This is a genomic window from Clostridium sp. AM25-23AC, assembly GCF_003435125.1.
Classification (GTDB): domain Bacteria; phylum Bacillota; class Clostridia; order Lachnospirales; family Lachnospiraceae; genus Pilosibacter; species Pilosibacter fragilis.
The window spans coordinates 31,978-44,618 of sequence record NZ_QWGI01000026.1; the positions used below are offsets into that span (position 1 = coordinate 31,978).

The 12,641-nt window shown below is 49.5% G+C and carries 13 protein-coding genes and 1 riboswitch; of the genes, 3 read left to right on the plus strand and 10 right to left on the minus strand.

Annotated elements, in window-relative coordinates; translation table 11 throughout:
• The 10 genes from DW677_RS18540 to DW677_RS14175 form a co-directional block, all read right to left on the minus strand.
• Positions 1-1,730, minus strand: a 1,730-nt coding sequence (locus DW677_RS18540) for a leucine-rich repeat domain-containing protein (protein WP_207658986.1), incomplete at its 3' end; no start/stop codon positions are given.
• 16 nt (positions 1,731-1,746) lie between these two features.
• Complete coding sequence (locus DW677_RS14135; protein WP_117567641.1) at positions 1,747-2,046, minus strand: hypothetical protein; 300 nt, start codon at positions 2,044-2,046, stop codon at positions 1,747-1,749.
• Positions 2,047-2,201: 155 nt separating this feature from the next.
• Positions 2,202-2,825, minus strand: coding sequence for a PrsW family glutamic-type intramembrane protease (locus tag DW677_RS14140; protein WP_117567642.1), 624 nt, complete (start codon positions 2,823-2,825; stop codon positions 2,202-2,204).
• Positions 2,822-3,448, minus strand: coding sequence for a histidine kinase (locus tag DW677_RS14145; protein ID WP_117567643.1), 627 nt, complete (start codon positions 3,446-3,448; stop codon positions 2,822-2,824). The genes DW677_RS14140 and DW677_RS14145 overlap by 4 nt, the downstream gene beginning before the upstream one ends.
• Complete coding sequence (locus DW677_RS14150) at positions 3,432-3,800, minus strand: DUF4179 domain-containing protein (RefSeq protein ID WP_117505111.1); 369 nt, start codon at positions 3,798-3,800, stop codon at positions 3,432-3,434. Before DW677_RS14150 ends, DW677_RS14145 begins: the two co-directional genes overlap by 17 nt.
• The gene (locus DW677_RS14155) at positions 3,790-4,335 is read right to left on the minus strand and encodes a sigma-70 family RNA polymerase sigma factor (protein ID WP_021905704.1); all 546 of its coding nucleotides are present in this window, start codon (positions 4,333-4,335) and stop codon (positions 3,790-3,792) included. Before DW677_RS14155 ends, DW677_RS14150 begins: the two co-directional genes overlap by 11 nt.
• Positions 4,336-4,402: 67 nt before the next feature.
• Positions 4,403-5,224 carry a hydroxyethylthiazole kinase gene (gene thiM, locus DW677_RS14160; RefSeq protein ID WP_117505115.1) on the minus strand — a complete coding sequence of 274 codons (822 nt, stop codon included), beginning with the start codon at positions 5,222-5,224 and terminating at the stop codon, positions 4,403-4,405.
• An 11-nt stretch (positions 5,225-5,235) separates the two neighbouring features.
• Positions 5,236-5,754, minus strand: coding sequence for an energy coupling factor transporter S component ThiW (thiW, locus tag DW677_RS14165; protein WP_117505129.1), 519 nt, complete (start codon positions 5,752-5,754; stop codon positions 5,236-5,238).
• A gap of 465 nt (positions 5,755-6,219) precedes the next feature.
• A riboswitch (TPP riboswitch) is annotated at positions 6,220-6,326 on the minus strand.
• Positions 6,327-6,372: 46 nt separating this feature from the next.
• The gene (locus DW677_RS14170) at positions 6,373-7,632 is read right to left on the minus strand and encodes a DNA polymerase IV (protein ID WP_117567644.1); all 1,260 of its coding nucleotides are present in this window, start codon (positions 7,630-7,632) and stop codon (positions 6,373-6,375) included.
• A 112-nt stretch (positions 7,633-7,744) separates the two neighbouring features.
• Positions 7,745-9,085, minus strand: a complete 1,341-nt coding sequence (locus DW677_RS14175) for an MATE family efflux transporter (RefSeq protein WP_117567645.1) — start codon at positions 9,083-9,085, stop codon at positions 7,745-7,747.
• A gap of 438 nt (positions 9,086-9,523) precedes the next feature.
• Between DW677_RS14175 and DW677_RS14180 the strand changes: the two genes are divergently transcribed.
• From DW677_RS14180 to DW677_RS14190, 3 genes are all read left to right on the plus strand, one after another.
• Entirely contained in the window at positions 9,524-10,369 is an 846-nt protein-coding gene (locus DW677_RS14180; protein WP_117567646.1) for a GNAT family N-acetyltransferase, read from the plus strand.
• A gap of 1 nt (position 10,370) precedes the next feature.
• Positions 10,371-11,582: an MFS transporter gene (locus DW677_RS14185; RefSeq protein WP_117567647.1), complete on the plus strand. Its 1,212-nt coding sequence runs from the start codon at positions 10,371-10,373 to the stop codon at positions 11,580-11,582.
• A gap of 483 nt (positions 11,583-12,065) precedes the next feature.
• A complete protein-coding gene (locus tag DW677_RS14190; protein ID WP_117567648.1) occupies positions 12,066-12,476 on the plus strand; it encodes a sigma-70 family RNA polymerase sigma factor in 411 nt (136 codons plus the stop codon).
• The last annotated feature ends 165 nt before the right edge of the window (positions 12,477-12,641 follow it).

The window sequence follows — 12,641 nt, forward strand, 5'->3', positions numbered from 1 at the left end:
GGTGTCTTCGGGTTCGTCGGTGTCGTCGGTGTCGTCGGGTTCGTCGGTGTCGTCGGATCCTTCGGAATAGCCCGTCCTGCCGCAATTCTGATACCACAGCCCTTACAATAGGTGTCCCCCGTATAGCCATCTGCGCTGGCGGTGGCCTCAACTCTGCCGCGCACCTCGGTGCCGCCCGTGTGATGATCTGGATTCAGTTCCCCATAAGCCGCGCCGCAGACAGAACACACCGCCTGATCTTTGCAGGTGGCTGTTCCGCCGGAGTGATCTTCCCTGATGTCACTTGCCTCACAGTGGATGCATTTCTTCCAATGTTGATCGGCATTGCTCTGCCATTCGCCCCATGCGTGAATACACACATCCGGATTTTCGGGCTCCGGTATCACGATCACAAGTCTCCAGCTGGCATAAAACACCACATTCTCCGTAACAGGAAAGGTCTCTCCCGGGCATCCCGCTTTCTCTCCATCAGGATTATCCAGCGCCCAGTAATCAAGGATCGCTGATTGATATGTAAAACCAGACTCTGGAAGAACGTAATCCCCCGATATGCCTTCCACTGACTCCATATACCCCGGTGCTACGCCTCCATCAAAAGAGACTGTGTAAGTTTCGCCCTTTACTTTCCAATTTTTCCATTCAGCTGCAAATATTTCTTTATACGCGTCAGGAACGTATATCTTCAGATTCTCCGGCCATGATTCACCGGGCAGATAAAATGCCAATGACAACTCTGCTTCATCCGGATCTTTCCAATGGGTGTGAACTTGCCCAAGTTGCGGGCATTTATGAAACGCGAAGGGCATCACATTTTTAACACTATTTGGAATATCAATCTGCCTGAGGGTGTTACAGTCCTGAAAAGCGGCAGTCCCTATTGTTTTGACTGTTTTTGGAATTTGCACCTCACTGAGTCTTATGCATCCACTAAATGCATTTTTTCCAATCGTTGTCACTCCTTCCTCTATGATCACCTTGTCAATCTTAGACTTTTTGTCCTCCCAGGGACACCTTTTACCGGAACTAGTATTGTCGAAATCAGGCATTTCCCCTTTACCGGATATCGTAATGGTCTTATTGTCTCTGCTGATCGTCCATTTAATATCTGTGCCGAGGATAGGATTCTGGATGTCAGGAAACGGTCCATACAGCACCGCGGCAACCTTCAGATAGCGAGCGATATCAAGTACGACCTCGTCCTCAACGGAAAGCTGTATCATTGCGTCCTCAACAGCCTTAAACTGAAGCCTTACCTCCTCGATGTTATCGTTATTGATATCCGTTACGTCCGGCAAAGCATCGATCATATCCTGTGCGCGATCGATAGAAGAGACTTTCCGCGCATTGGACCGGGTGGCGATCGCTTTATTTTTCATAAGCGCTTTCGCTGTGATTGGAGTGCTTTCGCTGTCATATTGACAATTTAATTCTTTTGTGATGCAGCCGCTTTCCTCACTGCATACATGGCCGCATTCGGTGGGCTCCACCGCATCAGATGAGGTGGAGGCAGATTCCGTTATCTCCTTCTGCGGATAACATTCCAGCGTATGTTCATGGACACATTTTTCCATCCACGTATAACACTCCGGGGTATGTTTATGGCTGCCCGCTCCTTTTCTCATTTCTGCCGCCAATACAGGCACAGAAACTAAAGAAAGCATCGTACAGATGCAGAGCAGTGCCGCATAGATCCGTTCTCTTTGTTTCTTTTGTTTTTCTGGCTTTCTCATTGATTTTCCCCCATTCCTATGGTATCTGTTTCCTTTTTCTGAACTTGATATAGAAAGCAGTGAGCACAACTGCCGCGGTAAAGGAAATGACCGCTTCCAGCACATATCCGCCAACACCCTCATGCAGCAGGATCGCCCCGTACATTCCCACGGCATCCATCGGCTGGCTCTGCACCGTCCCTACCGTTCCCAGAAGAGACAAAAACAGCAGAGCGCACAGTGCCGACAGACTGCGAATGCTTCGCCGCGCCTGTCGGCGGCGAGATTTCGCTATCCACTCCTTTGCCAGTGCAACACGCTTTTGTGTATCGTACATGCACGCAAAACCTCCTTTCTGAACACTCAGCTTAAAGGCCTTTCACTTATATAGGTACAAAAATCCAGAAAAACTCTCACCCCAAAAGCAGATTTTTCAAAAAAAAATGAGAGCTGCTTAAAAACAGCTCCCAAAAATCACAAAATAAAATTATATTACAGTGTCAGACGGCGGGCAATCAGCTTTCCCGCTGCCAAAATCACTACAGGCAGAACATAGGCAGCATACTGCACTGCTCCGCCGTAAGCGATCAGCAGATTATAGAGCGCGTGAAACGTGATGGCTGCTCCCAACAGACCGCAGGTTCCGGCAATCTTCAGCCAGGTCCGCTGCCACACATACGCGAGGCCTCCGCCTACAATAGCTCCGCAGATCACGTGCATCGCTCCTGTTCCGATCCCCCGGAAAAAAATAAAGGAAAAATGTCCGGCTCCATTTTGAATCAGGTAGCAGATATTTTCAAAGGTGGCAAAGGAAAGAGCTGTGATCACAGCAGAGATTTTGATCTGTTCCGTCTTTGGCTCAAATATCAGAAGATAAAAGAGCAGAGGCAGAAGCTTCATGACTTCCTCCACCACCGGGGCGATCTCCGCAGTGGCGGCAAAGGTATCCGCACCATAAAGTGCAGCGAAAAAGGTATTGATATAAGCGGAAAGAAGACACGCCCCCATTCCTGCAAGGCAGAACAGAAAGAATTTTGTCTGCCGTTTTCCCATGCACAGGGCGGCGATCAGTAACGGCGATGCCATACAGATAAAAACATTTTCAATATACGTCATTCCTGCACCGCCTTTCCCATTGCCGGCAGCAAAGCGAGCAGGCAGCCAGCCAGCAGAAGATCAAACCAGCAGTATGGGCTGAAAATGGAATCTCCCGGCCAGAAGCAGCCAGAAGTCCAGAGGGCATATTCTAATGTCGCATAGCAAAGGACCCAGGTATGAAAATATTTCATATTATTTGCAGTTCCCCTCTGCCTTCTGGCATAGGCAAGTCCCCGGATAGAAAAACAGGAAACAATGATCATCATACCGCACCAGAGCAGATTGGAGAGGATGTCTCCAAATGTGCAGTAAAACATGCACAGCGGAACACCGATCAGGACAGCACTTAAGGCCTTCCTGCACGGAAATCTCCTTTCTTCTTCCGAAGAAAGCGTGTATTGCAGCATGGAAAGGAAAATGACACTTGCAACCCAGCCGAACTCTGACACATAAAAGACCTGCGGCGTTTTGGAAAATAAGAGCAGATACAGCGTCCAGTAGAAGGATCCAAGGAAGAAACAGCCATAAAAGCAGGTCAGCAGGAAATACTCCTGTTTCCGGCTTTTCAGATACCGGATACCGCCCAGAAAAAAGCCTAACAGGGTAACCGCGGCTTGCAAGAGGTTACTGATGACTTCCATCTGTATTTTCCCCCTTTTGCTCCCCTGTCTGTTCTTCTTCGTTCAGTCTACGGATGCGGAAACATAGCACCGTCACGCACACGCCGAGAACAAAAGCGAGCAGTCCGACCACGATATATCCAAGTGCGGTGCTGCCGCCTAACATCGTCGCCGCTGTTTCAAAGCCAGAGGAAGTTCCCATCTCAATCCGGCTGACAGTATCAGGCATGGAAAGGGAAACACCTACGATCACCGCAAGACATGCGGCCACGCAGCAAACTGCTGCAGCCCATTCTCTCCGCAGTCTTTTTTTGTATTCTTTTTCCGCAATACGACGTTTTACTTCCACGATCCGTTCCTCATTACTTCGCATTGGTAATTCCCTCCCGCTCCAGTAATCCACGCAGACGCGCTTTTCCCCGGTATACCATATTGGTGATCTGCTTCTCACTTTTTCCCATGACCTCAGCGGCCTGCCGGTAGCTCATACCCTCAAAATAGGTCAGATAAAGAGCTTCCCGATAATCCGCCTTCAGCTCATCCATACAGATATGCAGGATCTGATCCCGTTCCTTAGTCCGAATGACCTCTTCCACCAACGTCTTTCCATCCGGTTCTTCCGTCAGGTCATCGAGGCTGAAGAAAAGCCGATGTCTGCTTTTATGGCGCAGAGCCATGTGCCGCGCTGCTTTATACAGGTAAGCCTTAAGACCACCGTCCCGGATGCGTGGCTTTTTTGTGAACAGATAGGAAAAGACTTCGATCATCAGGTCCTCCGCTTCGTGGACATCATGCAGATAGCCATTGATGTATAGGGTCAGCGGGTTACCGTATTTTCTCATTAAAGCCTCAAGTCCTGCTTCATCGCCGCGCAGATACTGCCTGTAAAGTTCTTCATCAATGACCATGCTGTTCATTTCCTTCTGTCTGAAATACTATACACAGTATATGTGGGCATCGGCATAATTTCAAGTCCTATTTTACTTCAAACTTCGCCCCGCGCTCCAGCTCATCCCCATCCATATGATAGATCGCGTCAATAATATAATTCCGGTACGTTGCGTTCCCATCCTGCGGTGTCAGCCGTTTATGGGCGATCTCCCCTGCGAGTCCCATAGCGCAGACTGCCGCTGCTGCCGCCTCAAGCGGATGCTCCTGATTTGCAGTCACAAATGCTGCTGTAAGAGCAGAAAGCTGGCAGCCGGTTCCCGTGATGGAGGACATCATCGGATGGCCATTGTAGATGCAGTACGCTTTTTTTGCGTCCGCCACGATATCAATAGCGCCTGTGACCGCGATCACTGACCCTGTCCTCTCCGCAAATTTCTTCACGAATGCCACCGCCTCGTCAAGGTTCTCTTCGGTTACACGGTCTGCGATATCCGCATCCACACCCTTTGTGGTCCCTGTTCCCACCGCAAGCGTCTTGATCTCGGAAATATTCCCGCGGATCACGGTGAATTTTACCGTTTTTAAGAGTTCGTTAGCTGTCGATGTCCGGAGTGTCGATGCCCCGACGCCCACCGGATCCAGCACTGCCGGGTGTCCCAGCTCATTGGCCCGCATTCCCGCGATCTTCATGGACTCGATGGTACGGCTGTTCAGCGTACCGATATTGATATTGAGGCCTGCGCAGATCGTCTGGATCTCCGCGACCTCCTCTTTATCGTCCGCCATGATCGGGGAAGCCCCGCAGGCCAGAACCATGTTCGCACAGTCATTGACCGTCACATAGTTCGTAATATTATGGATCAGCGGGCTCTTCTCCCGCACCTGATCAAACATCTGTTTTAACATGCTTCTCTCCTCTACTGTCCCATTGCTTCCTGCATACCTGCAAGGATATTGGCTTTCTTTAAGCTGTAGATCAGCACGCCGCTGATCACCGCGCCTCCGGCAGTTGAAACAAGGAACGGGATCACATATGCGTAAAATGCCAGACCTGCCGCACTCTTTCCCATAAGGAAGATCGCTACCGGATAGGCCGTGAGTCCGCCAAGAACCGATGTTCCAAATACCTCACCGATCAGTGTCGCCGGAATATTCTGCGTCTTCTTATACACAAGTCCGCAGATCAGCGCGCCGAACATACTGCCAGGAAATGCCATCAGGCTTCCAAGTCCCAGAAGATTCCGGATCAGCGCCGCCGCGAATGCCGCACCCAGTCCGTATCCCGGCCCCAAGAGAACCGCACAGAGAATATTCACCATATGCTGTACCGGAGAACACTTGCTCCCGAATACCGGAAATGAAAATAAACTTCCTGCCACTGCGACAGCACAGAAAACGGCTGCCACCGCTAATTTTTTCGTATTTGTCTGTTTCATGTTTTATTCTGCGTGACCGCTCCTTCCTTCGGACCGTCACACATTCCTCCTTTGAAAATTTTCCGCAGCCGCAAAGCTTCCCTGTGCGACCGCATTTTTAGGAAACGTCTGTACGACAACAGCGCTTCCACAGGCGAAGTACCATGTACTCCACATAAAAATATACAGTTCCCCTCTCCGGATCACTGTATGGAAGGCGGTCGATGCTTACTGGCATCCTCTCACGCCGGAACACGGCTTCCCATCGCTGATCTCATACATGGCCCAGGGCGCTCCCCCTCGGCCCGCCGCCTGCTGGCGGATCCCGTTTCCTCCTTTCTCAAAGTATGGTTTTTGTTACTGTTTGCGCAAAGCGTGAACAGTAACTGGTATTTTCTGCCACCTGTTCCGGAAACACAATGCTCCTGACTTTTTAAGTCAGATGACAGCAAAACAGGGGACACCCCTCGCGGCACGTCCCCTGTAAAAATTCATATCATGACTTCCTACGGCGGCATTATCCGCATCAGGTTAAAGGGTCGAAGTTTGAGCACTTCCTCTCAGCCCGCCAACGAGCTCCCCTGTTTTTTGTAAGACTTATTATAGCGCATCTTTGAAAATTTGCAAGTAAAGAATTTTCTATTTTTCTTTTTCCTTCTTTATCCGCACATCCTGATCCATCTGCGCTTTCGCCTTTCTCGCAACCTTCCCGGCCGTACTCATCGTACTGCCCCGGACGATCATTCCATTCCCAAAACGCCTGCGGATATCGTCGAACGCCTCATCTGCTTTCTTCTGTTTTTCCCGCTCCTTGGGATTCTCAAACAGGGAGATCTGTCTGAAGTCATCCGTTGTAAGATCCGTCAACGCCATTCCGATCAGCCGCAAAGGCTCACACTTCCAACATTCATATAACAGCTTTTTCACCTGCGCAAAGATCTCCTCCGTCACATCCGTGGGATCCTCAAACGCTCTCTGATGTGATCTTGTCTTAAAATCCAGTGTCCGATAGGTCACCGCCACACAGCTGCACTTTTTCCCGTCCCTGCGCATCCTTGCAGCCACCACATCACACTGGGCAAGCAGAAGCGCCAGTGCCTGCTCATACGTCACAAGATCCTCTTCCACGGTCGTCTCCGCACTGTAGCCCTTCGCTTCCTCCCGCTCTGCCCGAACCGGGGAATCGTCGATGCCGTTGGCATACCGGTAAAGCTGATGCCCGGCCTTTTCTCCCAGAATCCGCTTAAGCTCAGCTTCCCCGCTCCGCGCCATATCTCCGATGCTCCTGATCCCTTCCTGTAAAAGTCTCTGCTCCGACGCCTTTCCAAGAAACAAAAGATCCCGCACCGGAAGTGGCCACAGCTTTTCCGGGATCTCAGACGGAAACAATGTATGTACCTTATCCGGTTTTTCAAAATCCGATGCCATCTTCGCCAACAGCTTATTCGTTCCGATCCCGACATTCACCGTAAAGCCCAGCTCATCCCGGATCTTATCCTTGATCTCGTGGGCCACCGCCACCGGATCCGGATAGATCAGATGGGTACCGGTCATATCGAGAAACACCTCGTCGATCGAAAACGATTCCATCGCAGGCGCATAGGATGCGCAGATTTCCTTAAACGCCCGGGAACACCTCTGATACAGTGCGAAATCACCCGGTACGCACACAAGATCCGGACATTTCCGCAACGCCAAAGCCACAGGTTCCCCTGTCGTCACCCCATATTTTTTCGCCGGGATCGATTTCGCCACAACGATGCTGCGCCTTAACTTCGGATCCCCACCGATACAGGACGGGATCTCCCGAAGATCCGGCAGTCCCTCCTTTACGCGCTTCGCCGCCTCCCAGGAGAGGAAGGCGCTGTTCACATCCACATGAAATATCAACCGTTCCATACTGTTTTCCTCATACCAGAACTTTCCAGGACTTCTGTCTCCTCATCCGGTCAGGCACTGCAAAGGAAACTTTTCTATATCATGCCCCAGATCATCCTGCCGCACTGCCTGCTCACACGCTTTTTTCTCTCATGATCCAGAAAAACGTGCACGTAAATATAATTCCCTTTACGATCGACGTGGACGTAAGCGCCCACCAGATTCCATCAAGCCCCATGATACCGCTAAGAACGATGGCAAGCGGAATTCTGGCACTCGTGAGCACAATACTGATCACACTGCAGAGTCTCGTTCTTCCGAGTCCCGACAGCGCTCCGATCGTCGTCAGCTCCACGCACATAAATGCCTCGCTGAATCCAATGATCACGAGATAGCCCACAGCTGTCGCAACCGCCTTCGGCTCATGGAAGAAGATATCCGCGATCGCATTTGGGAAACAGATAAATACGGCGGAGACCAGCACTCCCCAGATTCCGACCGTCCACAGGGATACCTGATATCCTTTCCGCACGCGTTCTCTCTCACCTGCCCCGTAGTTCTGCGCCACAAACGCGTTTAACGCCGCCGCAAAACCATCCGCGGTGTTCCAGGAGATCGACTCGATCTGTCCGCCGACTCTCTGCGTGGCGACCGCCTCTGCGCCGTACCCGGACACCATCCGTGTTAAGATCATGGAAATCCCGCAGTACGCCATTCCCTGAAGCGCGGTCGGGATCCCGATCCTGCAGATCCCCCTTAAAAATTCAGCAGGGATCTTCGCAAAGAGCCGGGTTCCTTTTAACACATTCTCCTTCTTCCGCGCAATGATCCCAAGGATCATGATACTCATCACGATCGCCTGGGCCGTCACCGTAGCGATCGCCGCCCCGGTTACACCCAGTCTCGGAAATGGCCCCGGTCCGAGGATCAGGACCGGATCCAGGATCATGTTTGTCATGAGTCCGATCAGATTTGCCATAAACGGCGTTTTTGAGTCTCCCTGTGCCGTATAGAGTCCAGTGAGTGTCAATGTCAAAAATGAAAATACGATCAGTCCGCAGGCGATCTTTGTGTAAGCCAGTGCTGCCGCCTGGGCCTCCGCATCCTCAAGTCTGAAAAATCCCACCATCTGATTGACAAATATGAGACAGAGGACCGCATACGCGATTCCCATTGCCGCTGAAAGCTGCACTGCAGCCTGGGCAAATCCGTGGGCTTTTTCCCGGTCCCCGCGCCCGATACACTGTGCCACCTGAACCTGTCCGCCCATTCTCGCCATGGACGCCAGCCCCTGCGAAAGCCAGGTAAACATTCCCCCGACGCCGACTCCCGCTACTGCCTTTGATCCCAGAAGACCGATCCACGCCATGTCCGTAATGTTGTAAAGCGTCCCCAGAAATGCCGATGCCATGATCGGGACAGCGAGCTTCACCAGGGTCTTCATGATAGGTCCCTTTGTTAAATTTCCTTCCATACCCCAAATTCCTCATATATTTTTTTGATTGTCCAGTATTTCTATTATAGCTGATTTCTTCTGCGATGCAAACATATCTTTTCCTTGTTTACATTCTACCATATCTCTCAATGTACGGCAAACACTAGTTCTGTATCTTGATAAAATTTTGGCACACCTGACTCATCAAAGTAACGAGATTGATAATAATATTCAGTACGGAAAAGCACAAACCAAATTCAAGACAATAAAATTAGAACGATAATTTTTACTCGGAGCTAATAATAGTCCCACCTTACTTTGAGACAAAGTGTCCCAAGGCAGAGCCATTCTTGTTGTCCTTATGAGGCGGAGTTATAATAGCATCTGTATTCAGAACTACTTTCAAAACACGCAAGAATTATTAAAACATTATTGATCCATTTTGTTATTATGTTCAATGGAAAGGAGGGAACACAAATGGGCAATCAATCAGTCATCAGTATAGCGGCAGTCATTGACTATATCGAAAATCATCTTGACGGTAAACTGGAATTAGAAACGGTTGCGGAGGCTGTTCACTATTCAAAATATCATTTGCACCGACTATTTACCGACACCGTAGGAATGACAATCCATGATTATGTGCAACGCCGACAACTTACAGAGGCGGCAAAACTCCTGGTTTTTTCGGATAAGCCTATTATCGAAATTGCGTTTATCTGCGGATACGAGAGCCAGCAATCGTTTTCATTAGCTTTTAAGGCCATGTATAAATCGCCGCCTGCGGAGTATCGTGAAGAACGGAGCTTTTATCCTTTGCAGTTGCGGTTCATTTTACATCGAAGAACGACGGCTATGGAATTTACAATACAGGATATTCGGTTAGCAGAAAAGAAAGATATTGTCGATTGGATGAACTTAATGCGGCTTGTTATTGATGGGTATCCTGTAATGGATGAAGATGACTACTTAGCTAAGCTGGAAGAAAGTATTGACGAAAAGCGTGCGCTTGTGCTAAGGGAGGGAGATATTCTCATTGGAGCGATGGCATTTACCTATTCTCCAAGCAGTATAGAATTTCTTGGCGTACATCCGCAATATCGAAATCGCGGACTTCAAAAGTTATTCTTGGATGCCTTATTGGAAACATATCTTCCAGGGCAGGAAATCAGCACAACAACCTTTCGAGAACAGGACAAGGCCGATACAGGGCATCGAGATATGCTATTGCAACTTGGTTTTGCCGAAAAAGAATTGCTGACAGAGTTTGGCTATCCAACGCAACGCTTTGTGCTCCCTCCTAAAAAACAGGAGGATATGTAAAATGGATGACACACAGCGCACCGGCTGGCAGAAAAGAATACTTCTTTTCTTGACCAGTCAATGTATCACACTCTTTGGCTCTACGCTTGTTCAGATGGCGCTTGTCTGGTATGCGACCATGCAAACATCCAGTGGGGCGTGGGTTGCCGCATTTACAGTCTGTTCCTATCTGCCGCAATTTCTCATTTCGTTTGTAGGCGGCGTATGGGCAGACCGGTACCATAGAAAAAGATTGATTATAGGCGCAGATATGCTGATTGCTTTTGCCACGTTCATAATGGTTTTGGCGATTCCGCATATTTCATCAGAGCCCGCTCTGCTTGGCGGTCTGCTTGTTATGTCGGTCATTCGATCTTTAGGGGCAGGAATACAAACTCCAGCGGTCAACGCTGTTATTCCACAGCTTGTCCCGGAGGATCAGCTTATGCGGTACAACGGCATCAATGCAACCATGCAGTCTATTGTCAATTTCGCGGCTCCGGCGGCGGCAGGTGCAGTTTTTGCAATCAGCACATTGAGAACTACGCTTATGATAGACATTGTAACGGCGATCTTGGGAACGGGCCTATTGTCCTGCTTAGCACTTCCGAAACAAAATACTTCCATTGAGAAGGCCAGCGTCTTTTCTGACATGAAAATTGGCGTCAAATACGCTTTTGCAGACAAACTAATTGGAAATCTTTTAATCATCTACGGACTATTCACTTTCTTTTGTGTTCCAGCAGGCTATCTTGCAGGACTTCTTGTTCGGCGGGTATTCGGTGATACTTACTGGTATCTTACCGCAGTAGAAGTAGTCGGGTTTGCAGGCATGATGGCAGGCGGAGTTGTTATGAGCACCTGGGGAGGATTTAAGAGCCGGGGGAAAACTCTATCAGTCGGACTTTTGGCGTTTGGTTCCTTTGCAATCGGAATGGGCCTCTCACAGAATTTTATTCTCTACCTTGGCTTGATGGTATTTTACGGAGTTGCATTGACGATGGTGCAAACGGCAATTACCACTATGCTGCAAGAGAAAACAAACACCTCTATGCAAGGGCGTGTCTTTGGATTACTCGGAACAATGTACTCCGGCTTTTTGCCGATTGGTATGGCTATATTTGGCCCATTGGCGGATATTCTTCCTTTGCAGTGGATTATGATTGGATCGGGTATTGCGCTTATTATAATTTCGGGTGTTACTTATTTTAACCGAGAACTCAAAGCAATCTAAATAGAAACAACCGCCCAACGGGATAATAAAAAAACCGTTGTTTTGGCGGCTGGCTATCTGTGCGCCTAAACAAAATACAAGTAGCCTTACGGCGGTTTTGAAATAACAAATTTCAGACCGCCGTTTTCTTTTGAAAAATGAGAATACGGAGGGCGTATTAAAGTCGCCCTTTTTTAAGGACACGGCGGTATCTTGGAGGTATCGCCGTGTCCATTTTTGCCTTTTTTCACAGTACCCATGATCTACACCAGCTAAAAAAAGCGCAGCTCCCCTTCCGGGACAGTCTGGTTATGAATGTGAAATTAGACAGTACATAAATGAATATGTAACTTCACGCGTCCGTGTGGCTTCATGCCGCCCGGGCGCTTTTTTGTACTTCGAGACAAATTGTCCCGAGGTGCGGGGCGGCTCCCCGGGGTGCCGCTCCCCGCCGAGCCCCGTTTCGGGCACTCATCCACCCAACACCGAAACGGAGGTTTATTTATGACTACAATCAATCTGAAGAATTTTTATTATTGGTACACACAGGATCAGTTTATCGAGGTTTCTGACGAGGTAGCCGAAGTATTTGTGTCCGATGCCCGGCACGAAATGGCCTACCAGCGGCGGCTCTCCCGGCATAAGGCGCAGTATTCTCTGGACTGCGATGACGGGATCGAATATTCCGCCTGCCTGCATGAGCCAACGCCCCAGGAGCTTCTGGAGCGCATGGAGCTGTTCATCCGTCTGTGGAACGCACTCAACTCTTTACCGGAGATCCAGGGCCGCAGGATTGATGCCCACATCATTCTCGGAAAGAGCATCAAGGAAATTGCCGAGGCCGAGGGCGTACACGAGGAGTCTGTCCGCCAGTCGATCAAGCGTGGCCTGGAGCGCATGAAAAAAACTTTTTGATTTTTTCATTTTCCCCACTTGGAAATGATGAAAAAATGTCTCGGTTTATGAAAGAAGATATTCTTCTTTTCGCAGATAAACAGCGGCGGCCCCGGGCATAGTCCGGGGAGCTGGGCGGCGGGTACGCTGTGACTTTTTCTTCGGAAGAACGAGCGAACAACACCA

Excerpts from the sequence above, each read along its gene's own strand:
- DW677_RS14135 (WP_117567641.1), bottom strand. The coding sequence starts at position 2,046 with ATGTACGATACACAAAAGCGTGTTGCACTGGCAAAGGAGTGGATAGCG.
- DW677_RS14140 (WP_117567642.1), bottom strand. The coding sequence starts at position 2,825 with ATGACGTATATTGAAAATGTTTTTATCTGTATGGCATCGCCGTTACTG.
- DW677_RS14145 (WP_117567643.1), bottom strand. The coding sequence starts at position 3,448 with ATGGAAGTCATCAGTAACCTCTTGCAAGCCGCGGTTACCCTGTTAGGC.
- DW677_RS14150 (WP_117505111.1), bottom strand. The coding sequence starts at position 3,800 with ATGCGAAGTAATGAGGAACGGATCGTGGAAGTAAAACGTCGTATTGCG.
- DW677_RS14155 (WP_021905704.1), bottom strand. The coding sequence starts at position 4,335 with ATGGTCATTGATGAAGAACTTTACAGGCAGTATCTGCGCGGCGATGAA.
- thiM (WP_117505115.1), bottom strand. The coding sequence starts at position 5,224 with ATGTTAAAACAGATGTTTGATCAGGTGCGGGAGAAGAGCCCGCTGATC.
- thiW (WP_117505129.1), bottom strand. The coding sequence starts at position 5,754 with ATGAAACAGACAAATACGAAAAAATTAGCGGTGGCAGCCGTTTTCTGT.
- DW677_RS14170 (WP_117567644.1), bottom strand. The coding sequence starts at position 7,632 with ATGGAACGGTTGATATTTCATGTGGATGTGAACAGCGCCTTCCTCTCC.
- DW677_RS14175 (WP_117567645.1), bottom strand. The coding sequence starts at position 9,085 with ATGGAAGGAAATTTAACAAAGGGACCTATCATGAAGACCCTGGTGAAG.
- DW677_RS14180 (WP_117567646.1), top strand. The coding sequence starts at position 9,524 with ATGGGCAATCAATCAGTCATCAGTATAGCGGCAGTCATTGACTATATC.
- DW677_RS14185 (WP_117567647.1), top strand. The coding sequence starts at position 10,371 with ATGGATGACACACAGCGCACCGGCTGGCAGAAAAGAATACTTCTTTTC.
- DW677_RS14190 (WP_117567648.1), top strand. The coding sequence starts at position 12,066 with ATGACTACAATCAATCTGAAGAATTTTTATTATTGGTACACACAGGAT.